Below are 19,408 nucleotides of genomic sequence, written 5' to 3' on the forward strand. Positions count from 1 at the left end.
CGGCAGATCCGGTCGCGGGTTCACTCCGCGGCGCTGAGCGCCTCGGCCAGCCGCTCCACCGCGATCACCTGCATCTCGCCAATACGACCGCCCTTGGGTGCGTTGGCCTTGGGCACGATCGCGCGTTTGAAGCCGTGGGTCGCGGCTTCCTTCAGCCGGTCCTCGCCGTTGGGCACCGGGCGGATTTCGCCGGACAGGCCGACCTCGCCGAACGCGATCGTCTGCTCGGCCAGCGGCTTGTCGCGCAACGACGACAGTACCGCCAGCAGCACCGGCAGGTCGGCCGCGGTTTCCTGCACGCGGATGCCGCCGACCACGTTGACGAACACATCCTGGTCGCCGACCGCAACCCCCCCATGCCGGTGCAGCACCGCCAGCAGCATCGCCAGGCGGTTGCCCTCCATGCCGACCGCCACCCGGCGCGGATTCGACAACGGCGAGGCGTCCACCAGCGCCTGCACCTCGACCAGCAGCGGCCGGGTGCCTTCGCGCGTGACCATCACGCAACTGCCCGGCTGCGGCGTGCGGCTGCCGGACAGGAAGATCGCCGACGGGTTGGGCACCTCGCGCAGGCCTTTGTCGCCCATCGCGAACACGCCCAGCTCGTTGACCGCGCCGAAGCGGTTCTTGAACGCGCGCAGCACGCGGAAGCGGCTGCCGCTCTCACCCTCGAAGTACAGCACCGCATCGACCATGTGCTCGAGCACGCGCGGGCCGGCGATGCCGCCCTCCTTGGTCACGTGGCCGACCAGGAACACCGAGGTGCCGGTCTCCTTGGCGTAGCGCACCAGCCGCGCTGCGCTCTCGCGGACCTGGCTGACCGAGCCCGGCGCGGCGCTGAGCTCCTCGGTCCACAGGGTCTGCACCGAGTCGGCGACGATCAGGCTAGGCCGCATGGTCGCAGCATGTTCCAGGATGCGCTCGATGCCGGTTTCGGCCAGCGCATGCACGCCGTCCAGCGGCAGGCCCAGCCGCGCGCCGCGACCGGCGATCTGCGACAGCGACTCCTCGCCGGTCACGTACAGCGCCGGCAGCGTCTGCGCCATCTTGCTGATCGCCTGCAGCAGCAGGGTCGACTTGCCGATGCCCGGATCGCCGCCGACCAGCACCACCGCGCCGTGCACCAGACCACCGCCGAGCACGCGGTCGAGCTCGCCGATGCCGGTGGTCACGCGCGATTCCTCGGTGTGACTCAGGTCCTTGAGCGCGGTGACCGCCGGCGCGTCGGCGCGGCCGGCCCAGCTGCCGCGGCGCGAGGCCGCCACGCCCTTGCCGGCGCTGGCGGGCTCGACCACGAACTCGCTCAGCGAGTTCCACGCCCCGCACTCGCCGCACTGGCCCTGCCACTTGTTATGGTCGGCGCCGCATTCGGCGCAGACGTACGCGGTGCGCGCTTTGGCGCTGGTTTTGCCGGCGAGCTTGCCGGCAGGTTTGGCGGCGGGCTTGGACAGGTTCGACATGGCAGGGGCGCTGGACTGGGGCCCACAGGGTAACGGCGAGCTGTCTCGTTCAGTGAGACCGCCCGCGACGGCGGCACCGGCAGCGTAGGATGGCGACACCGATCTTCCGTCTGAATCCGCTCCAGCGTCTCGCGTGGCCGGCTTGCGCCGTCGCCGTGTCGCTCCCCCTCCTGCTTCACCGCCGGCCTCGCTTCGAGGCGGCCCCACGGGGGCATCCATGCCGGGCTACAAGACCCGCAACCTGTGCGTCCGCCTCGGCGGCCACGACTTCCACATCCGCGCACTGAGCGACCTGCAGCAGTTCGCCGATCCCGACGGCCTGGCCGAACGCGCCGGCATCTCCTCATCGCTGTGGAGCCTGTTCGGCCAGGTCTGGCCGTCCGGGCGCGTGCTGGCCGAGGCGATGTCAAGCTTCGAGGTCGCCGGCAAGCGCATCCTGGAACTCGGCTGCGGGCTGGGCCTGGCAAGCCTGGTGCTGCAACGCCGCGGGGCCGACATCGTCGCCACCGATCACCATCCGCTGGCCGAACCGTTCCTCGCCCACAATGCCGCGCTCAACGGCTTGGCGGCGATCGCCTACCGCGACCTGCCGTGGGCGGTACCTAACCTGGCGCTGGGGCGTTTCGACCTGATCATCGGCAGCGACATCCTCTACGAGCGCGATCACGCCAGCCAGCTGGCGGCCATGCTGCTGCGCCACGCGCACGTCGATGCGGAGGTGCTGATCACCGACCCCGGCCGCGGCAACAGCAGCCTGCTGACCCGCGCGCTGGCCGCCCAGGGCTATAGCGTGACCGAGCTTCGCAGCCGTTTCGACGAGCGCGACCAACTCCCGTTCCGCGGCCGGCTGCTGAGCTACCGGCGTGGCGCGTCGGCCACCGACGGCCTGTGCGCATGAGCGCCGCAGCGTTTCCCGACGATGCGGTCGACCCGGGGGTGTCGTGCAGCAATTGCGATGCGGTGTGCTGCCGGCTCACGGTGGTGGTGATGCCGGACGACCCGGTGCCGCGCCACCTGACCGAGCGCGATCCGCGCGGGCTGGAGGTGATGGCGCATGACGAGGACGGCTGGTGCGTGGCGGTCGACCAGAGCCGCATGTGCTGCAGCATCTACGAGCTGCGCCCCGGCATCTGCCGCAAGTTCGCGATGGGCAGCGCGTATTGCCGCGACGAACGGGAGACGTATTCGCGCGACACCGCTGGCGGAATTCCGCTGAAGCTGTGTTGAGTTTTTGCGGCTAACCGCCGAAGAGCAAATCCCCCCTGCCCCCCTTTTTCAAAGGGGAAACCGCTAGAGCAATCCGGGGAACACGGCTGTTGCGGTTGCGCCGGCTGTTGCTGTTGCGCCTGCTGTTGCCCCTGCTATTACTCCCTCCTTTGGAAAAGGAGGGCTGGGGAGGATTTGCTCTTGCTGTTGCCATCGCGTCACCACCTCAGGGCAACCCACGCGCCAGAACCTCTACACCCGGTGCGATACCCGACGCCCTAAACTGCCCCACCCAAGTCCAAGCTCCCCGCACCGCCATGCCCGAATCAGAACCCGTCCGCCTCGCCCGCCGTGTGGCCGAGCTCGCCCGCTGCTCGCGCCGCGAGGCCGAGCAGTACATCGCCGGCGGCTGGGTACGGGTCGACGGCGAGGTGGTCGAGGAGCCGCAGCACACCATCACCACACAGGTGGTGGAGGTCGCGGGCGACGCACGGCTGGAGTCGGCCGAACCAGCGACGATGTTGCTGCACAAGTCCGCCGCTCACGAGTCCGCCGCCGCACCGGCGCTGATCGCCCCCGGGACCCATGCCGACGGCGATGCCTCCGGCGTGCGCCTGCTGCAGCGGCACTTCCAGCACCTGACTCCGCTCATGCCGCTGGAAGCGGAGGCCAGCGGGCTGATGGTGCTGAGCCAGGACGGCCGCGTGCGGCGGCGCCTCACCGAGGACGGCGATGCCATCGAGCAGGAGTACGTGGTCGAGGTATCCGGTAACGATCCCGGCCCTTACGCGTTGAGCCGGCTCAGCCGCGGCATGAGCTATAGGGGCCGGCCGCTGCCGCCGTGCAAGGTCAGCTGGCAGAACGAGACGCGGCTGCGGTTCGCGATCAAGGCGGTGCGGCCTGGCCAGCTGCGCGACATGTGTGCGCAGGTGGGCTTCGAGGTGATCTCGATCCGCCGCATCCGCATCGGCCGGGTCGCGATGGGCAAGCTGCCGCTCGGCCAATGGCGCTACCTGCCGGTCAGCGAACGCTTTTAGGGCGCTTGGACAGGCGGCACGCCCCGGCATCGGCGAGGAGCCCGCTCATTCAGGCTGCGTCCCGGCACCTACCGCGCCGGCCCGGCGCAACCACGTCGCCGCCAGCCCCAGCCACAGCACGATCAGCGCCATCACCAGCTTCTGGCTGAGCCCGCGCGGCGCCTCGCGCCACAAGGCGTGCACCCACAACGCCACGAAGCACGCCAGCGCCAGCGCGAATGCGGTGGTGAAGCGCGCACGCCACAGCGCGTCGCCGCGCATGCACCAGGACTGCAGCAGCATGGCGATGCTCACGCACAGGAACGCGGTGAGCGCGGCGATGCCATGGATCAGGCCTTCCACGCTGAGGCCGCTGCGATCGGAATCGGCGATCGCGGTGACGCACAGGCCGGTGGCACCGATCACGAACAACGCCCGCGACCCGCTGCTGCGCGCCTGCGGGTGCAACGCGCGGTAGTAGCCGACGCCGAGCGCGGCCAGTGCCAACGCCAGCGCCACGTACCCGGCACGCAGCCAGCCGCCGTGGTCGCCCAGCAGGTAGAAGCTCATGGGCGCGCGCAGCCAGTTCAGGTCGGGGTGCAGGAACTGGCTGGCGATGCACGCCGCCACGAACGCGGCAATGCCGGCCAGCGCGATCGTGCCCAGGCGTGCGATGCCGGTGGAGGACGTGGCGTGGTTCGGCATTGGAGGTCTGCGATGTCAGGTGCCAACGAGGCGGCTGGATGGCAGCCGAGCTCGCTCGGCTCTACTGGCTCCCCCCACGCCACTGGCGTAGAGCGGGGCCTGCTCCGCTGCGCCCTCGTGGCGGCGGCGACCTGCCAGGTCAGTACTGACCCATGTAGTCGCGCTTGCCGACCTCCACCCCGTTGTGGCGCAACAGTGCATAACTCATGTTCACGTGAAAGAAGAACTGCGGCAGGCCATAGCCCAGCAGATACCTCTGGCCATCGAAGCGGCGCTCCTTCGGCGTGCCGGGGCGGGTGACGATCTCGCGCTGCTCGCTGCCCTCGAAGCGCGCGGCCTCCAGGCCGTCCACGAACGCCAGCGTTTTCGCGACCAGCGCGCGCAGCTCCTCGAAGGTCTGCTCGCGGTCGTCATAGACCGGCACCTCGGCGCCGGCCAGGCGCGCGCTGACGCCTTTGGCGAAGTCACAGGCGATCTGCACCTGCCGCACCAGCGGGAACATGTCCGGAAACAGGCGCGCCTGCAGCAGGGCCTGCGGCTCGATCTTCCGGTCGGCGGCGTGGGCCTCGGCCTTGGCGAGCAGCTCGCCCAGGCTGCCGAGCATCTGCTTGAACAGCGGGACCGACGCGGCATGCATGGAGATGGTCATTGGGGGATTTCCTCGGAAGGGGCCGTCGATGGTAGCGCCGGCGCAGGATCGGCAGCATCGTCGGCGGGACTCAGCTCAAGTATCCCCGCACAAAGCCGTTACGGAAGTGAGCGCGGACGCCAGCCATTTGCGCGGGCTGCGCCGCCTTCTTTCAACCGAGGATCCGTCACGATGACTTCCCGCCCGACCGTATTGCTGTGCGACGACTCGCGCGCGCTGCGCATGCTGGCCGCCCGGCAGCTCGCCGATTGCGGTTTCGACGTGGTGGCCGAAGCCGGTACCGGCGTCGACGCCGTGCAGCAGTACAAGGCGCTGCGCCCGGACGTGGTGCTGCTGGACCTGGTGATGCCGCAGCGCGACGGAAAGCAGGCGCTGCGCGAGATCCTCGCCACCGATCCGCAGGCGCGGGTGGTGATCCTCAGCTCGCTCGGCGCGCGCAGCGATATCGAGGAATGCCTGCGCCTGGGCGCGAAGTCCTACCTCCAGAAACCCATCGATCCGGAGGCCATGGCGCGCGTGCTGCACGAAACCATCGCCTGAGCACGCAGGTGCAAGCGCTCCACCTTCATCGTCAAACCGGCACGAGGCGACCCGACATGGCAGCAAAATTCCTGGGCCAGTTCCTGCTGGAAAAAGGCTCGATCAACAGGCAGCAGTTGCTGGCGGCGCTGGAGGCGCAGCACGCATCCAACCCCTTGCTGGGCGAACTGGCCGAGCAGCACGGCATGCTGAGCGCCGTGCAGGCACGGCGCGTCAACGAACGCCAGCGTGCCGAGGACCGGCGCTTCGGCGATATCGCACAGGACATGGGGCTGCTCGGCGCAGAACAGGTCGCCGAACTGCTCGACGAACAGAAGGCGAGGCGCAAGCGCTTCGGCGAGATTTTGGTCGAGCAGGGCACGTTGACCGGCGAACAGCTCGATGCCGAGCTGGCCGCGCACCAGCTCGACCGCGACCAGGCGGTGCAGGCGCTGGCACTGGGCATCGCCGAGCACCCGCTGGGCGATGCGGTGACCAGCGCGATCAACACCTGTACCCGCCTGTTCCCGCGCATCCTCGGCAGCCAGTGCCAGTTCTCCAGCCTGGTCAACGCCGGCGCGCCGGTGACGTCCTGCGAGGTCACCGCGCACGTGCGGATCAGCTCGGAGCGGCCGCTGGCGATCGGCATCGGCTGCGACCAAGAGGTGATGACCGGCATTGCCTGCGCCTTCCTCTCGATCACGCCCGACCAATGCGATCCGGAGCTGGCGGTCGATGCGCTCGGCGAGCTGGTGAATGTGCTGATGGGCTACGTGGTCAAGGACGCGCTGCCCGACGACGCCGGCTATCGCGCATCGCCGCCGGACACCGGCGTGCCGGCCGCGCAGTTCCTGGCGCAGGGCGAGCGCACGCTCGCGGTCACGATGACCTCGCCGCTCGGGCCGTTCGTGCTGATCGTCAATAGCTGAGGCCCGCGGTACAGCCACGCAGACGCCTCGCTTCTTGTAGGAGCGCCCCATGGGCGCGACCGCCGCGTGTCGCTACCGACGCGCCTGACCGGAATGCTCGCGCCCATGGGGCGCTCCTACGAATGCACGCCCCGACCGCCGACCGGATCACTCCTGTATGCGGCGCGGCATCATCCACAGCGCCAGCAAGGTCAGCGCGGCGGCGGCCGACAGGTAGTAGCCGACATACTCCAGCCCGTAGCGCTGCGCCAGCCAGGTCGCGATGTAGGGTGCCAGCGACGCGCCGAAGATGCCGGCCAGGTTGAATGCAAGTGACGCGCCGGTGTAGCGCACCGCGGTGGGAAACATCTCCGCCAGGATCGTGCCGACCGGCCCATAGGTCAGCCCCATGATGCCCAGCCCCAGCGCCAGGAACAGCAGCGTGCCGCCGAGGCTGCCGGCGACGAACAGCGGCGCGAACACGAGGCCGAACACGAAGATCGCCGCGCTCGCCACCATCATCGCGGTGCGGCGCCCGCGGCGATCGGCGTACACCGCCGCCAACGGGATGGTCGCGGCGAAACACAGCACGCCGAGCATCTGCAGCCACAGGAACTGGTCGCGCGAATAGCCCAGCTGCGAGGTGCCCCAACTCAGCGCAAACACCGTCATCAGGTAGAACAGCACGAAAGTCGCCAGCGCCGCGAACATGCCCGCCAGCAGCGCGCGCGGATGCGAGCGCAGCACCGTCATCATCGGCAGGCTGACCCGTTCGTGCTGGTCGAGGATGCGCTGGAACGCCGGCGTCTCGTGGATGCTCAGGCGCACCCACAGGCCGAGCAGCACCAGCACCGCGCTGCCGATGAACGGCACCCGCCAGCCCCAGGCGAAGAACGTGGACTCCTCCATCAGCGCGGTCAGCAGCAGGAATACGCCGGTCGCGAGGAAGAAGCCGAGTGGCGCGCCCAATTGCGGGAACATGCCGTACCAGGCACGCTTGCCGGGCGGGGCGTTCTCGGTCGCCAGCAATACCGCCCCGCCCCACTCGCCGCCAAGCCCCAGCCCCTGGCCCAGCCGGCACAGCGCCAGCAGCAGCGGTGCGGCCACGCCGATCTGCGCATAAGTTGGCAACAGGCCGATCACCACCGTGGAGATGCCCATCGTCAGCAAGGCCGCGACCAGCGTCGCCTTGCGCCCGATCCGGTCGCCGAAGTGGCCGAACAAAGCCGAACCCACCGGCCGGGCGAAGAACGCCAGCGCGAACGTCGCCAGCGACTGCAGCTTGGCCGAGGCCGGGTCGGCGGCCGGGAAAAACAGCGCCGGGAACACCAGCACCGCCGCGGTGGCATAGATGTAGAAGTCGAAGAACTCGATCGTGGTGCCGATCAGGCTCGCAAACAGCACGCGGCGCGGCGAGTTGACGGGTGCAACCGGGACTGGAGTCATCGAGTGGCGTGGTGCAGGCGAGATCAGCAGCGAACATACCCCAACACCACCCATGCCGGCATCGGCCCGCAGTGTTGCGGGCGCGTCGCCAACCCGCGCCGCGGCGAACCCTACACTGGCGTGCCGCTCCGGCCCCGCCCTCGACGACCCGCCCATGACGCGCCGCCTGCTGCAGCTCTACCTCGGCCTGACCGCCTACGGCGTGTCGATGGTGATGATGCTCGATGCGCGGCTGGGGCTGATGCCCTGGGACGTGCTGCACCAGGGGCTGTCGTTGCAGGGCGGCTGGCCGATGGGCCGGGTCGCGATCGCGGTCGGCTTCGTGGTGCTGCTGGCGTGGATTCCGATCCGCCAGAGGCCGGGGCTGGGCACGCTCAGCAACGTGATCGTGATCGGGCTGGTGTTCGACGCCGTCCACCTGCTGCTCGGCGACACCCTGGCCGATGCCGACCTGCCCACGCGCGTCGCACTGTTGCTCGGCGGCATCGTGCTCAATGCACTGGCGACCGCGGCCTACATCGGCGCGCATTTCGGCCCCGGGCCGCGCGATGGCCTGATGACCGGACTGGCGCGCCGCAGCGGCCGCTCGGTGCGGCTGATCCGCACATTGATCGAAGGCAGCGTGCTGCTGGTGGGCTTCCTGCTCGGCGGCACCCTGGGGCTGGGAACGGCGGCCTACGCGCTGGCGATCGGGCCATTGATCCAGGCGGCGCTGCCGATGTTCGATCGACCCGGTCGAACCGCGACGCGCAAGTGCCCGGCTGTGCGGTGAGCGCGGCCCCTTCTCCCGCGAGCGGGAGAAGGGAAACACGCGGGCTGCGCTCAACGCTTCTCGGTCACCGCGCGGCGCAGGTTGATCCGGGCCTGCGCGTCGCAGCGCGCATGGAAGAAATCGGTGAGGTAGATCCGCTCGCGCGCCAGCAGCGACTTGAGGAAGCGGCGACGGTTGAGCTTGTACGTCCACGCCGGCACCTGGCCGCGGTATTCCGCGGCGATGCCACGGTCGTAAGCATCGAACTGCGCCGGGGCGGCGCCGAGGATCGCCATGTCGCAATCCAGGAACAGGGCCGCGTCGCGGTCGACGTCACCCGGCCCGACCCGGCCGTGGCGCGCGGTGAGTTCGATCAGGCCGGCGATGCGGTCCGCGTCGATCCCCGCCTGTGGCAGCCAGCGCGCGAGATGCTCGCGTGCCAAGTGCGCCGAGCATGCCTCGTTGTCGCGGCGCCCGGCCACGTAGATGGCGTCGTGATACAGGACGGCGAGGTAGACCTCGGCGGGCTGCGACCAGCCGGGGCCGGCAGCCACGGCCGCGTAGTGCCGCAATACCTCCTCGACATGGCCGAAGTCGTGGTATGCGCGCGGCGGGCTGGCATAGGCCGCTTCGAGTGCGGCGCTTTGCTGGGCGGGCAGCTCGACGGGCTGACGGTGTTGCATCGTTGCAGACGGCCGGTGGTCGCGATCGCGGCATGCTACGGCAGCGACCAGGTGCTGTGCTTGTGGCTCCTCCTTGCCAAGCAGAGCGAGATTGGGCCCTAAGGCGGCATCAGTCCTCCAGCTCGTAACGCTCCAGCGGGTGCAACGAGGGCCCCTCGATCACCTGGCCCTGGACGTCGAAGCGGCTGCCGTGGCACGGGCAGTCCCAACTGGTCGCCGCGGCGTTCCAGGCGACGTGGCACTTCAGGTGCGGGCACACCGGCGACAGCACGGTCAGCTCGTCCGCGGGCGAGCGGTAGACGGCGTGCTTGCGGCCGTCCAGGTCGACGATGCGGCCCTGGCCGCGCTGCACGTCCGACAGCCGGTCCTGCTCGGCCGAAGACAGGCGGTCGCCGACCAGGTGCTTCATCACGGTTGCGTTTTCCGCGGCCCAGACCTTGGCCGACTTGATCGGCGTGAAGCGCTTGGGGGTGAGCAGTTCGCTGGCCGGGCTCTCGCGGCCCTGGACGAGCTCGGCGATCACGTTGGCCGCGACCGTGCCCCAGGTCAGCCCGTCGGCGCCGAAGCCTGTAGCGATGTAGACATTGCGGTGCGCGCTGTGGCCGATGTAGGGCAGCGCGTCGGCCGACTTGTACTGCTGCGCCGACCAGGCGTAGTCGAAGCCCGCAACGCCGAAGTGCTCGCGCGCGTATTCGCGCAGGCGCTCGTGGTAGTCCGTGTTGGCCGCGTTGTGGCCGGTCTTGTGCTTCTCGCCGACCACCACCAGATGGTCGCGGTCGCCATGGCGACAGCTGCGGATCGAGCGCGACCGGTCGCGGATCCAGCAGATCGCCTCGGGCGCGCGGCCCTGCCCCGGGTCGGATTGTGCGTGCGTGGAGCCGGCCCCCAGCGCGCCGGCGATGCCGTACTCGCGGTAGGTCTCCATCTCGGCCTGGACCAGGTTGAAGCCCTTGGGCGTATGGGTGGCGAAGACGATGTGCCTGGCATGCACCTCGCCGGCGGCGGTCTTGACCCGTCCCTGGCCGGCGTCGACATCGACCGCCGCGCTGTGCTCGTGCACGCGCACGCCCTGCTCCGCCAATGCCCGGGCCAAACCCTGGGTATAGGTGAAGGGATTGAACTGGGCCTGCTGCTCGATCCGCAGCGCGGCATGCGCGCGTGGCGGCAGCGCGCTGGCCGGCAGCCCGGGCACCGTCTCGACCCAGCTCGGCGCCAGGCCGGCCTCCTCCAGCGCGCGATGCTCGTCCTGGAGGGATGCGAGTTGCTGCTCATCCTCGCCGGCGACACAGGCATACAGCGGCCGACGGGCGAAGCCGCAATCGATCGACAGGCGCGCGCTGGTCTTCTCGATCAGCTCCAGCGCCTGCATCCGCATCGTGACCACCTGGCGCGCGGTGTCGGCGTCCCACTTGTCCCGCACCTTCGCCAGTCCGTCCGAGACGGTGCCATAGAGGTTGCCGGTCGATCCGCCGGTGTTGCTGGCGCCGATGCGCTCGGCCTCCAGCAGCACCACCGACTGGCCGGCGCCGGCGAGCAGCATCGCCGTGGTCACCCCGGTGATCCCGCCGCCGATGACCACCGTATCCACCTCGGCCGTGCCGGCCAGCGGCGGGTACGGCGAGTCGCGACGGTCGGCCATCCATACGCTGTTCATGCGGCAACTCCGGGCGGGAGGCGCCATTAGGCCGCACCGGGTGTGTGTGCGACGTCACTCCGTCGCAATCCGTAGGCAGTGAGCGCGCAGTCCCGGCCGAGCCGACCTACTGCCGCAGCACGATTGCCGGTAGCGCCACCAGACCTAGGAGGAAAGCGATCGCCAGCAGCGTCAGCAGCACCCTCAGCGGCTGGGTGCGCACCACGTCCCACAGCGTCTCGGCGGTGCCTTCGCGCCGGGCGGCGGCGTGCTCGGCGCGAACCCGCGTGCGACGGGCGGCCTGGTAGTCGGCCATCAGCCGCTTGGCCTCCGGCAGGTCTTCGTCGTGGGTCAGCCAGATGCCGCCGTGCGAGATGCCCCAGCGGCTGGGCTGGGTTTCGTAGAACTCGATGCGATGGGTCTGGAGCATCGCGCGGACGTCGTCGATCTCGTCATCGAGCACATGGCGCAGGTTGAGCAGGAGTTTCGACATGCGTGGATCATAACGATGCGCGCGGAGCGGCGAAGGACGACGACCGGCGCGGGGCACCACTGCGGCGGCCGCACTCGTCACGCAGCCGCGCGCCGGGGCCGGACGCGGCCGTGAGGCTTCGACGACGCGGTCGATTGACTACCAGGCCGACGATTAGCTGTCGTCGCCGGCCATCGCCTCGCCTTCCGGGGTGACCAGGTGCCACTGGCCCCATTTATCGCTGACCCCGCGGCCGGCGGTCCGGCCGGCACCGCGATCGGCGGCGTAACGGTAGAGCGGATGGTTGTTGTAGGTGATCTGCATCGTGCCGTCGGGGCGCTGGATCGATGCGACCAGCTCGCCGCTCAGGCCGGCGCCGGCGGTGGGTTGCGCATCGGACACCAGCATCGGCGGCCATGCTTCCAGACACGCATCGGCACAACCGCTGCCATCGGTATCGCCCTCCAACATGTACAGCGCGCTGCCGGCATCGTCAGCCACGTACGGGCCGCCCTCACCGGTTTCCATCAGGGTCAGGTTGCCTGCGGCGGCATTGGCCGCGGGAGTCGGCTCGATGCTCTCGGTCGGCGTGGCCGGCGGTGGCGTGGTCGGCGTCGTGGTCACCGGCGCGCCATCGGTAAGGGTGTCGTCGGTGTCCTGGGCACAACCGGCCAGGCCCAGCGCCACCAGTGCGCTGCATAGGGTGAACAACCGGGTCCTGCGCATTGCATTCTCCTCGGGCGTGGGCCCATCGGGCCATCCGTCGTGGATGGGTCCCCTGCAGTGATAGGCGCACGGCCGTGAATGGAGGGTCTGCATCGGTGAGGCGGGGGGGTCGCGGGTATTAGCCGGACCCGACGGTCAGCTCTCCTGACCGTGCAGCGCCTCGCCCTCCGGCGTCAGCAGGTACCAGCCGCCCCACTGGTCGTGGATGTCGTGGCCGGTCGGCATGCCGGTGTCGGGATCCTGCGCGTAGTAGTACAACGGATGGCCGTTGTAGGTGACCTGGGTCGCGCCGTCGGCACGCTGGACGGTCCCGATCAGCTCGTCGTCCACGCCGGCGCTCGCTCCGGGCACTTCACTGCGCAGCAACGGCGGCCAGGCATCGAGGCAGGCGTTGGTGCAGGTGCTGCCATCGCGGTCGTCCTCCAGCAGGTACAGCGGGTGACCCGCGCTGTCGACCAGGTAAGGCGCCGGCCCGCCCACGGTCGCAACGGCCAGATGGGTCACGTCGACCGCGGTGTCCGCAACGTCGTGGGATCGCCGATCGTCGCTCAGCGGCGGAATCAAGTCACCTTCGACCGACGGCGTCATTGCGTCGGGGGCGATTTCGGTGTCGGCCTGGTCCACGTCCTGCTGGCAGGCGACCAGGCCCAGCGCGGCGACGGCCGTGCACAGGGCCAGCCGGGGTATCTTGCTCATGGCGTTCTCCTTGGTGGCGGTGCCATTGGAATGCGCCGGAGGGCGCGCGGTGCGCCCAGTGATAAGCGACCCGCCGTGAATGACGGGTCGCGGGCGGGTCTGCCCCGCCGCGGCCGCATTGCCAGGCAAAGCAGCCCGTCGCCGTTCTCAACGCCTCAGCGAGGAGTCGCACGATGACCGGTTGCCCGGCGCACGGTCGCCCGAAATGAGCTATCCGATTGCGCGCACCGCACCATTGCCGCGATCGTTCTACGCCCGCGATGCGCTGGAGGTCGCGCCCGATCTGCTGAACAAGATCCTGCTCGGCGTCGACGGGCGTGCCGGGCGCATCGTGGAGACCGAGGCCTACCGCGGCGCCTGCGACGCCGCCGCGCACAGCTTCCGCGGCAGGACCGCGCGCAACGCGACCATGTTCGGCCCGCCCGGGCACCTCTACGTGTACTTCAGCTACGGCATGCACTGGTGCGGCAATGCGGTGTGCAGCAGCGAAGGCGACGGATCGGCGGTGCTGCTGCGCGCGATCGAGCCGCTTGCCGGCCTGGCGCGGATGCGCGCCGCGCGGCCACGCGCCGCGCGCGAGCGCGACCTGTGCAGCGGGCCGGCGCGGTTGTGCCAGGCGCTGGGAATCGATGGGAGCCACGACGGCATCGACCTGGTGTCGCGCCGCGCAGCGTTCATGATCGCCGACGACGGCATGCCGCCACCGGCCGATCCGGTCGCCGCGCCGCGCATCGGCATCACCCGCGCCGCCGACCGGCCGTGGCGCTGGTACGTCCGCGGCAACGTGCATGTGTCGCGGCGTTAGCGGCGCGCTGCAGTCAGGAGCAAGAGCAAATCCCCCTGTCACTTGGCTCCCTCCTTTGGCAAAGGAGGGTTGGGGAGGATTTGCTGTTGCTGTTGCCTGCGTTCTTTCACAGCAGAAGCAAATCCCCGTGCCCCCCTTTTTTCAACGGAGGGGTGAGCATTGGGGAGAGCGCTCCGACGCCGCCGGGCCGAACGGCGCTACATCATCGCCAGCGCGGTATTGCTGATGGCCCCTTGGTAGTACGCGCGCAGCCGCACCTTGCGCTCCAGGTCGGCGATGATGTGGCCGCTGAAGTCGGCGCCGGTCAGCTCCTCGGCCATGTTGATGCCGCCGGGCGTGTCGACATTGATCTCCATCATCTTGTCCCCGACGATATCCAGCCCGGCCAGGTACATGCCGTCGCTGATGAGCTTGGGCCCGACGATCTCCGCCAGCCGCAGCGCGGCCTCGTCGGGTACCGCCATCTCGATCTTGCCGCCGGCGGTGATGTTGCTGCGGGCATCGCCGGAATCGTTGTAGCGGCGGAAGCAGGCGTAATGGCCGTCGACCTGCAGCGGATGTCCATTCAGGGTCAGCAGCCGCAGGTCGCCCTTGGCCGCCTCGGGCAGGTACTCCTGCACGATCGCGTATCCGTCGCGGGTCACCGCCTCGATCATCTGGTTGAGGTTCGCCCGGTTTTCCTGCGTCACCACGAACACACTCTGCCCGCCCGAACCCTGCAGCGGCTTGATCACCGCGCTGCCGCCCCGGGCTTCGATGAAGGCCTTGATCTCGTCGGTCTCCATGGTGATGCAGGTGACCGGCCGGACCTCCTCGGGGAAGTGCTGGAAATAGGTCTTGTTGGAGGCGTCGGTCAGGTGCGCCGGATCATTGAGCACGATCACGTGCTTGGCCGCGGCCAGCTGCGCGAACAGCAGCCCGCTGTTGGGCGCCCAGGGCCGGTCGGCCGTCTCTTCGGCCGGATCGCTGCGCAGCAGCAGGACGTCGAGTTGCTCCACGCTGATACGCCGGGTCTGCGCCTCCTTGCCCTGCACGTCGGCGAGGAACTCGTCGTCGTCCTTGTAGTCGTCGCGGGCGGGGCAATGCGCGGTCGCATTGACGCTGCCGTCGGCGTCGTAGATGAAGTTGGCCAGGCCGATCAGCACCACCTCGTGCCCGCGCGCGACCGCGGTGCGCGCCAGCCGGATCGTGGTGTAGTTGTTCTTCTCGGTGGCGATGTCGTTGATCACGAATCCCAGTTTCATGCGAGTGGCCTTCATGCTGCGGGTTCCCTGTGGAAGAGCTTCGCGACCGGAATGGTCCGGCAGAGGGCGAGCCGGTCGTCGGTGGCCGGCGCCGACCAGTAACGCGGCAGCAGCTCGGGCCGGGTCACCCAGCCTTCATCGATCAGTTGCTCCAGCACCACCAGGTGCGACAGCGCGAACTTGCCGCCGAACAGCGGCTCGAACGCGCCGCCCTCGTGCAGGTACTCGAGCAGGTCGCGCAGGCCGCTGAGGTACACCGCGTCCTTGGTCAGCCCGCCGCCACGGCGTGCACGCACGGCCACGTCGAATGCATCGTCGGTCGGCAGGCCGTGCTCCTGGTGCAGGCAGTGGAAGATCGCCGGGACGTCCTGGCCATGCATCGCCATGTCGGTGGCGAGCACGCGCGCGGCCAGCACCCGCAGGCGTTCGGCCGGCAGGTAGCCGGCAAGGAACTCCGACAGCACGCCGATGCCTTCCTGCAGCGCGTCGTAGTGCGCCAGCCCCACTTCCAACTGCTTCAGCGACTGCTTGCGCCCGTTGTGCCGGGTCACCACGTGGGTGCCGATCTCGTGCTGGATCAGCGGCTGCACGCGCGCGCGCGGCACGCGCAGCTTGCCGTCGATGTAGAACCTGCCGTGCGAGACCATCATCAGCGAGTTGAGGTCGTCATCGACCACCACCTCGGCCTCGAACCCCGGCGCCTGTTCGCGATACCAGTCCAGCTCGGCATGGACCGCGGCGAGCACCTCCTCGATGCCGGTGTCGTCCTCCGGCACCGGGCCGGTATCGACCGTGTCGAGGATCTCGCGTGCAAGCTTCAACAGCCGCGGCTCGACCCCGCCGAACAGGTCGATGCTGGCATTGACGAAGCCGTCGGTGCCGCGCAGCCGGACCAGCTCGATCTGGCGGTCGAGCTCGCGCTGCTTCTCCGACAGCAGGCCCTGCAGCAGGGCCGATTCGACCTCCTCCACCGGCAGCGCCAGCAGGGCCTCGCGCGCGGCGTGCAGGTCGAGGTCGAGGTCGAGGTAGTCCAGCGGCGGGATCGCGGTGCGGCCGCTGTCCTCGAAGCTGCGCCACAGCGCATCGTTGTGAATCGGCGACAGCGCCAGCAGCCAATCGATCTCACCGTCCATCCGCGCCAGCGCGGCGTCGACCTGCGCCGCGACCGGCGGCAGCGGGCGCGCGGCGACGGCCCTGCTCAGTGACACCGCAGGAACTCCCCGCGCACCGCGTCCACCGCATGCCGCAGGCCGGCGCGCAAATCCTCGACCATCGCGATATCGGCCTGCGCAGTCCACTCGTCCATGTAGACCTTCTTGTACTCCAGCGATATCGCGCAGACCCTGTCGCCGTAGGTCGCATGCAGCCATTCGGGGAAGTGCCCGCCGCCTTCGTAGCGCACGTTCTCGCGCACGTCGGGATTGCGGCCGGCGACCTTCGTCGCGCGCAGTTCGCGGGCGAAACGCGCGACCGCATCGCCGAAGCGCGCAGGGTCCAGCGTGGTCACGCCCAGGTCGATCTCGGGGTTGGCGGCCGGGTCGGCCGGCGCCGCCCCGGGCCCGTCGCGCCGGTGGTTGTAGCTGTGGATGTCCAGCAGCAGCACGCAGCCCCAGCGCGCGATCGTCGCGTCCACCAGCGTGCCGATGGTCGTGTAGAAACGGTCGTAGTAGGCCAGTGACTGGTCGAGTTCGGACTGCGGCGGTGCGGTCTGCCAGACCTCCAGGTCCCAGGTGTCGGCCGGGTTGGTCGAGATCGCCAGATCGCGCGGCCGGTTCAGGTCGCACTGGAAGCGCGAGGCGTGTACCCGCACCTGGACGTCGCCGACGGTGGTTAGCACTCCGGTCAGGGGGTCCTCCTCGCGTCGGCGGTCGGCCTCGGAGATCGCCATCCACTGCCGCAGCGAGTCGCGCACGGTGTGGCCGTCGTGGATGGCGGTGGCGATGACCGGGCCATCGCCGAGGGTGATCTCCCAATGGGGGGTGCGGCGATCCTCGGCCGGGACTGCTTCGGATAGATGCGCTTCGGACAGATGCGCCTGCGCGTCGTGGTCGTTATGGCGGGCCTGCGGCATGCTTTCAGATTCCGGTCGTCGGCCGATATCGGGTTGCAACATCGTCCCATCGGCGGCATGAGCCGTTCGTGACAGACCGGCCGCGGCGGCTCGCTCGAGAGGCATGCGCCGCCCGCATGACCGGCTGCATTCAGCCCTTGTTGCAGCCGCCACACAGTCCTCCGCACCACCCGCCACAAAGCGCCGGCAGCGATCGGCAAGCCCGGATCGCGGGGTTCGGCCGGATGCCGCGGGTTGCACCTGGCGGCCGGGTTAACTAGCCTGCCCGGGTACCAACATCTCTGGCGCCGTGATTTTCACCGGCGTGTCCCCTCCCTTCTCCTAGTCGAGGTTTCCCCATGGAGATCGCCGATCGGCGTGTCGCAACGATTCATTACACCCTCACCAACGAAGCTGGCGAGGTCATCGACCAGTCCCCACCGCAGAGCCCGCTGAGCTACATGCACGGCGCCGGCAACATCGTGCCCGGTCTGGAAAAGGCACTGGCCGGCCACAAGCCCGGCGACACCGTGAAGGCCGAGGTGGTGCCGCAGGAGGGCTACGGCCCGCGCCACGACGGACTGGTCCAGACCGTGCCGCGCAGCGCGTTCCAGGGGGTCGAGTCGGTCGCGCCGGGCATGCAGTTCGAGGCACGCACCGAGCGCGGCCCGCTGCTGGTCACCGTGACCAAGGCCGACGAGCAGGAAGTCACGGTCGACGGCAACCATCCGTTGGCCGGACAGAACCTGCATTTCGCGGTGGAAGTCGCCGACGTGCGCGACGCCACCGAGCAGGAACTGCAGGACGGACAGGTCACCAACGGCGCCGGTTCGCCCGCGGCCGACCCATCGGCGGCGTGATCGCGCCGGTGCTCGTACAGTAACGAAGAAGCCCGCGCAAGCGGGCTTTTTCATGCCTGTTCAAAAAGCGGTCGCGGAAGCGCAACTGTAGGAGCGCTTCATGCTCTGTAGGAGCGCTCAGGGGCGCGACCGCCTTACTACGTGGCTGGGTCGCGGGCATGGCCCGCTCCTACAAACCGCGCCCTGGCGGTGCGTCGCCACTCACCGCCCATGCACCGGCCCGGCCGCTACGATCCTGTGGTCGCTGGTGCATTTGCCCGAACCGGAACAGCTGCCGAACGCATGACGATCCTGAAGCTCGCCACGTTCAATATCAACGGCATCCGCTCGCGGCTGCCGGCCCTGCTGGAGTGGCTGGACAAAGAGTCGCCCGACATCGTCTGCCTGCAGGAACTCAAGGCGGCCGACGAGGCCTTCCCGATCGCGGAGATCCGCGACGCCGGCTACGGCGCGATCTGGCAAGGGCAGCGCTCCTGGAACGGAGTCGCGGTGCTCGCCCGCGGCATGGACCCGATCGAGAGCCGGCGCGGGTTGCCCGGCGGCGACGGCGACACCCAGAGCCGCTACCTCGAAGCGGCCGCGCATGGCGTGATCGTCGGTTGCCTCTACCTGCCCAACGGCAATCCGCAACCGGGACCGAAGTTCGACTACAAGCTCGCCTGGTTCGAGCGGCTGATCGAGCACGCCGCCGCGCTCCACCAGAGCGGCTACCCGGTAGTCCTGGCCGGCGACTACAACGTGGTGCCGACCGACGAGTTGGACATCTACAACCCGCGCTCCTGGAAGAAGGACGCGCTGCTGCAGCCGGAGAGCCGCGAGTGCTACGCGCGCCTGCTCGCGCAGGGCTGGACCGACGCGCTGCGCGCGCAGTACCCGGACGAGCGCATCTACACCTTCTGGGACTATTTTCGCCAGCATTGGGAGCGCGATGCCGGCCTGCGCATCGACCACCTGCTGCTGAGCGCCGAGCTCGCGCCGCGGCACAAGGACGCCGGCGTCGACCGCTGGGTACGCGCGAAGACCAAGCCGAGCGACCACGCGCCGACCTGGGTGACGCTGGACATGAGCGGCCGCAAGCGGCGCCCGGCGGGCAGGCGACCGGTGCGGCCGGCGCGATAGCCAGCGCTTCGCCGCGCGTCCCCCAGCCGCAGCGGAGCAAGCTCCGCTCTACGCGCGCCCGTAGTGCCGAGCTTGCTCGGCAGCCAGGCAGAGAACCAGCCGCGCGTGCACCGCCAACGCATCCCCGGTGCTGCTTAACCCGCCGCGAGGGTGCCCCCCTGCCGGAAATTGTTTCCGCCGATGGCAACAAATCACCACAGGCTTTTTACGGCCTTGTCACTGCGCTGCGTGGATCATCGGCGACGGATCGAACGAACTCGAGCAGGTCGGCCTCCCCAGGATCCAGGCACCCTGCCCCACCGCGGTCGCGAGGCATCAACACCTCTTCGTGACCGCTGCGACCAGCGCCCGCCCGCGCTGCTGTCCTGATCACGCGTAATTCGACCCGCGCGTATTCAACCCGTCGTATTGGATCACCCAGGACGGCCGCACATCCGCTCGAGCCTTTCGCTCCTTCCAT

General features: G+C 69.3%; 21 protein-coding genes. 9 read left to right on the forward strand and 12 right to left on the reverse strand.

What is annotated here, in order from left to right; genetic code table 11:
• Positions 1 to 20: 20 nt before the first annotated feature.
• On the reverse strand, positions 21 to 1,460 hold the full coding sequence (gene radA, locus ACJQWM_RS02945) for a DNA repair protein RadA (protein WP_411306661.1): 1,440 nt from the start codon (positions 1,458 to 1,460) through the stop codon (positions 21 to 23).
• Between the two features lie 217 nt (positions 1,461 to 1,677).
• Here radA and ACJQWM_RS02950 point away from each other — a divergent pair, with 217 nt between their 5' ends.
• From ACJQWM_RS02950 to ACJQWM_RS02960, 3 genes are all read left to right on the forward strand, one after another.
• The gene (locus ACJQWM_RS02950) at positions 1,678 to 2,358 is read left to right on the forward strand and encodes a class I SAM-dependent methyltransferase (RefSeq protein WP_332702085.1); all 681 of its coding nucleotides are present in this window, start codon (positions 1,678 to 1,680) and stop codon (positions 2,356 to 2,358) included.
• Positions 2,355 to 2,687, forward strand: a complete 333-nt coding sequence (locus ACJQWM_RS02955) for a YkgJ family cysteine cluster protein (protein ID WP_332702083.1) — start codon at positions 2,355 to 2,357, stop codon at positions 2,685 to 2,687. Before ACJQWM_RS02950 ends, ACJQWM_RS02955 begins: the two co-directional genes overlap by 4 nt.
• 296 nt (positions 2,688 to 2,983) lie before the next feature.
• Positions 2,984 to 3,703, forward strand: coding sequence for an RNA pseudouridine synthase (locus tag ACJQWM_RS02960; RefSeq protein WP_332702081.1), 720 nt, complete (start codon positions 2,984 to 2,986; stop codon positions 3,701 to 3,703).
• A 45-nt stretch (positions 3,704 to 3,748) separates the two neighbouring features.
• On the opposite strand, the gene ACJQWM_RS02965 is transcribed toward ACJQWM_RS02960, so the two are convergent.
• Together ACJQWM_RS02965 and ACJQWM_RS02970 are read right to left on the reverse strand one after the other, a co-directional pair.
• Entirely contained in the window at positions 3,749 to 4,387 is a 639-nt protein-coding gene (locus ACJQWM_RS02965) for a DUF998 domain-containing protein (RefSeq protein WP_332702079.1), read from the reverse strand.
• A 139-nt stretch (positions 4,388 to 4,526) separates the two neighbouring features.
• Positions 4,527 to 5,036: a DUF1993 domain-containing protein gene (locus ACJQWM_RS02970; protein WP_332702077.1), complete on the reverse strand. Its 510-nt coding sequence runs from the start codon at positions 5,034 to 5,036 to the stop codon at positions 4,527 to 4,529.
• Between the two features lie 171 nt (positions 5,037 to 5,207).
• Here ACJQWM_RS02970 and ACJQWM_RS02975 point away from each other — a divergent pair, with 171 nt between their 5' ends.
• Together ACJQWM_RS02975 and ACJQWM_RS02980 are read left to right on the forward strand one after the other, a co-directional pair.
• Positions 5,208 to 5,576 (forward strand): response regulator, encoded by a 369-nt coding sequence (locus tag ACJQWM_RS02975; RefSeq protein ID WP_332702075.1) that lies wholly within the window; start codon positions 5,208 to 5,210, stop codon positions 5,574 to 5,576.
• A gap of 56 nt (positions 5,577 to 5,632) precedes the next feature.
• Positions 5,633 to 6,484: a cyclic di-GMP-binding domain-containing protein, MshE-related gene (locus ACJQWM_RS02980; protein ID WP_332702073.1), complete on the forward strand. Its 852-nt coding sequence runs from the start codon at positions 5,633 to 5,635 to the stop codon at positions 6,482 to 6,484.
• Positions 6,485 to 6,631: 147 nt separating this feature from the next.
• Here the strand turns inward: ACJQWM_RS02980 and ACJQWM_RS02985 are convergent, their stop codons facing one another.
• A complete protein-coding gene (locus ACJQWM_RS02985) occupies positions 6,632 to 7,909 on the reverse strand; it encodes an MFS transporter (RefSeq protein ID WP_332702071.1) in 1,278 nt (425 codons plus the stop codon).
• Positions 7,910 to 8,063: 154 nt separating this feature from the next.
• On the opposite strand from ACJQWM_RS02985, the gene yczE reads away from it, so the two are divergent.
• Entirely contained in the window at positions 8,064 to 8,681 is a 618-nt protein-coding gene (gene yczE, locus ACJQWM_RS02990; RefSeq protein WP_332702069.1) for a membrane protein YczE, read from the forward strand.
• A 50-nt stretch (positions 8,682 to 8,731) separates the two neighbouring features.
• Here yczE and ACJQWM_RS02995 read toward each other — a convergent pair whose 3' ends face one another.
• The 5 genes from ACJQWM_RS02995 to ACJQWM_RS03015 all read right to left on the reverse strand — a co-directional run bounded on the left by ACJQWM_RS02995 (position 8,732) and on the right by ACJQWM_RS03015 (position 12,870).
• Complete coding sequence (locus ACJQWM_RS02995; protein WP_332702067.1) at positions 8,732 to 9,343, reverse strand: HD domain-containing protein; 612 nt, start codon at positions 9,341 to 9,343, stop codon at positions 8,732 to 8,734.
• Between the two features lie 109 nt (positions 9,344 to 9,452).
• Positions 9,453 to 10,997, reverse strand: coding sequence for an FAD-dependent oxidoreductase (locus ACJQWM_RS03000; protein ID WP_332702064.1), 1,545 nt, complete (start codon positions 10,995 to 10,997; stop codon positions 9,453 to 9,455).
• A 106-nt stretch (positions 10,998 to 11,103) separates the two neighbouring features.
• A complete protein-coding gene (locus ACJQWM_RS03005) occupies positions 11,104 to 11,469 on the reverse strand; it encodes a DUF6164 family protein (protein ID WP_332702062.1) in 366 nt (121 codons plus the stop codon).
• A 153-nt stretch (positions 11,470 to 11,622) separates the two neighbouring features.
• Positions 11,623 to 12,174 (reverse strand): COG4315 family predicted lipoprotein, encoded by a 552-nt coding sequence (locus ACJQWM_RS03010; protein WP_332702060.1) that lies wholly within the window; start codon positions 12,172 to 12,174, stop codon positions 11,623 to 11,625.
• Positions 12,175 to 12,309: 135 nt separating this feature from the next.
• A complete protein-coding gene (locus ACJQWM_RS03015) occupies positions 12,310 to 12,870 on the reverse strand; it encodes a COG4315 family predicted lipoprotein (protein ID WP_332702058.1) in 561 nt (186 codons plus the stop codon).
• Between the two features lie 205 nt (positions 12,871 to 13,075).
• Here ACJQWM_RS03015 and ACJQWM_RS03020 point away from each other — a divergent pair, with 205 nt between their 5' ends.
• Complete coding sequence (locus tag ACJQWM_RS03020) at positions 13,076 to 13,675, forward strand: DNA-3-methyladenine glycosylase (RefSeq protein ID WP_411306662.1); 600 nt, start codon at positions 13,076 to 13,078, stop codon at positions 13,673 to 13,675.
• Positions 13,676 to 13,872: 197 nt separating this feature from the next.
• Here ACJQWM_RS03020 and ACJQWM_RS03025 read toward each other — a convergent pair whose 3' ends face one another.
• The 3 genes from ACJQWM_RS03025 to ACJQWM_RS03035 are packed head-to-tail and all read right to left on the reverse strand — an operon-like array spanning position 13,873 to position 16,990.
• The gene (locus tag ACJQWM_RS03025) at positions 13,873 to 14,919 is read right to left on the reverse strand and encodes a glutathione synthetase (RefSeq protein WP_332702054.1); all 1,047 of its coding nucleotides are present in this window, start codon (positions 14,917 to 14,919) and stop codon (positions 13,873 to 13,875) included.
• An 11-nt stretch (positions 14,920 to 14,930) separates the two neighbouring features.
• Entirely contained in the window at positions 14,931 to 16,127 is a 1,197-nt protein-coding gene (locus tag ACJQWM_RS03030; protein ID WP_332702052.1) for a tyrosine/phenylalanine carboxypeptidase domain-containing protein, read from the reverse strand.
• Positions 16,118 to 16,990 (reverse strand): N-formylglutamate amidohydrolase, encoded by an 873-nt coding sequence (locus ACJQWM_RS03035; RefSeq protein ID WP_332702050.1) that lies wholly within the window; start codon positions 16,988 to 16,990, stop codon positions 16,118 to 16,120. Before ACJQWM_RS03035 ends, ACJQWM_RS03030 begins: the two co-directional genes overlap by 10 nt.
• A 338-nt stretch (positions 16,991 to 17,328) precedes the next feature.
• On the opposite strand from ACJQWM_RS03035, the gene ACJQWM_RS03040 reads away from it, so the two are divergent.
• Entirely contained in the window at positions 17,329 to 17,829 is a 501-nt protein-coding gene (locus ACJQWM_RS03040; RefSeq protein ID WP_332702048.1) for an FKBP-type peptidyl-prolyl cis-trans isomerase, read from the forward strand.
• Between the two features lie 282 nt (positions 17,830 to 18,111).
• The gene (gene xth / locus ACJQWM_RS03045) at positions 18,112 to 18,948 is read left to right on the forward strand and encodes an exodeoxyribonuclease III (RefSeq protein WP_332702046.1); all 837 of its coding nucleotides are present in this window, start codon (positions 18,112 to 18,114) and stop codon (positions 18,946 to 18,948) included.
• Positions 18,949 to 19,408: the final 460 nt, after the last annotated feature.

Source organism: Novilysobacter longmucuonensis (genome assembly GCF_046600735.1).
Lineage (GTDB): Bacteria > Pseudomonadota > Gammaproteobacteria > Xanthomonadales > Xanthomonadaceae > Novilysobacter_A > Novilysobacter_A longmucuonensis.

Excerpts from the sequence above, each read along its gene's own strand:
- ACJQWM_RS03020 (WP_411306662.1), top strand. The coding sequence starts at position 13,076 with ATGAGCTATCCGATTGCGCGCACCGCACCATTGCCGCGATCGTTCTAC.
- ACJQWM_RS02975 (WP_332702075.1), top strand. The coding sequence starts at position 5,208 with ATGACTTCCCGCCCGACCGTATTGCTGTGCGACGACTCGCGCGCGCTG.
- ACJQWM_RS03015 (WP_332702058.1), bottom strand. The coding sequence starts at position 12,870 with ATGAGCAAGATACCCCGGCTGGCCCTGTGCACGGCCGTCGCCGCGCTG.
- ACJQWM_RS02950 (WP_332702085.1), top strand. The coding sequence starts at position 1,678 with ATGCCGGGCTACAAGACCCGCAACCTGTGCGTCCGCCTCGGCGGCCAC.
- yczE (WP_332702069.1), top strand. The coding sequence starts at position 8,064 with ATGACGCGCCGCCTGCTGCAGCTCTACCTCGGCCTGACCGCCTACGGC.
- ACJQWM_RS03040 (WP_332702048.1), top strand. The coding sequence starts at position 17,329 with ATGGAGATCGCCGATCGGCGTGTCGCAACGATTCATTACACCCTCACC.
- ACJQWM_RS02965 (WP_332702079.1), bottom strand. The coding sequence starts at position 4,387 with ATGCCGAACCACGCCACGTCCTCCACCGGCATCGCACGCCTGGGCACG.
- ACJQWM_RS02970 (WP_332702077.1), bottom strand. The coding sequence starts at position 5,036 with ATGACCATCTCCATGCATGCCGCGTCGGTCCCGCTGTTCAAGCAGATG.
- ACJQWM_RS02955 (WP_332702083.1), top strand. The coding sequence starts at position 2,355 with ATGAGCGCCGCAGCGTTTCCCGACGATGCGGTCGACCCGGGGGTGTCG.
- ACJQWM_RS02985 (WP_332702071.1), bottom strand. The coding sequence starts at position 7,909 with ATGACTCCAGTCCCGGTTGCACCCGTCAACTCGCCGCGCCGCGTGCTG.
- ACJQWM_RS03000 (WP_332702064.1), bottom strand. The coding sequence starts at position 10,997 with ATGAACAGCGTATGGATGGCCGACCGTCGCGACTCGCCGTACCCGCCG.
- ACJQWM_RS02980 (WP_332702073.1), top strand. The coding sequence starts at position 5,633 with ATGGCAGCAAAATTCCTGGGCCAGTTCCTGCTGGAAAAAGGCTCGATC.
- radA (WP_411306661.1), bottom strand. The coding sequence starts at position 1,460 with ATGTCGAACCTGTCCAAGCCCGCCGCCAAACCTGCCGGCAAGCTCGCC.
- ACJQWM_RS03010 (WP_332702060.1), bottom strand. The coding sequence starts at position 12,174 with ATGCGCAGGACCCGGTTGTTCACCCTATGCAGCGCACTGGTGGCGCTG.
- ACJQWM_RS03035 (WP_332702050.1), bottom strand. The coding sequence starts at position 16,990 with ATGCCGCAGGCCCGCCATAACGACCACGACGCGCAGGCGCATCTGTCC.
- ACJQWM_RS03005 (WP_332702062.1), bottom strand. The coding sequence starts at position 11,469 with ATGTCGAAACTCCTGCTCAACCTGCGCCATGTGCTCGATGACGAGATC.
- xth (WP_332702046.1), top strand. The coding sequence starts at position 18,112 with ATGACGATCCTGAAGCTCGCCACGTTCAATATCAACGGCATCCGCTCG.
- ACJQWM_RS03025 (WP_332702054.1), bottom strand. The coding sequence starts at position 14,919 with ATGAAACTGGGATTCGTGATCAACGACATCGCCACCGAGAAGAACAAC.
- ACJQWM_RS02960 (WP_332702081.1), top strand. The coding sequence starts at position 2,984 with ATGCCCGAATCAGAACCCGTCCGCCTCGCCCGCCGTGTGGCCGAGCTC.
- ACJQWM_RS02995 (WP_332702067.1), bottom strand. The coding sequence starts at position 9,343 with ATGCAACACCGTCAGCCCGTCGAGCTGCCCGCCCAGCAAAGCGCCGCA.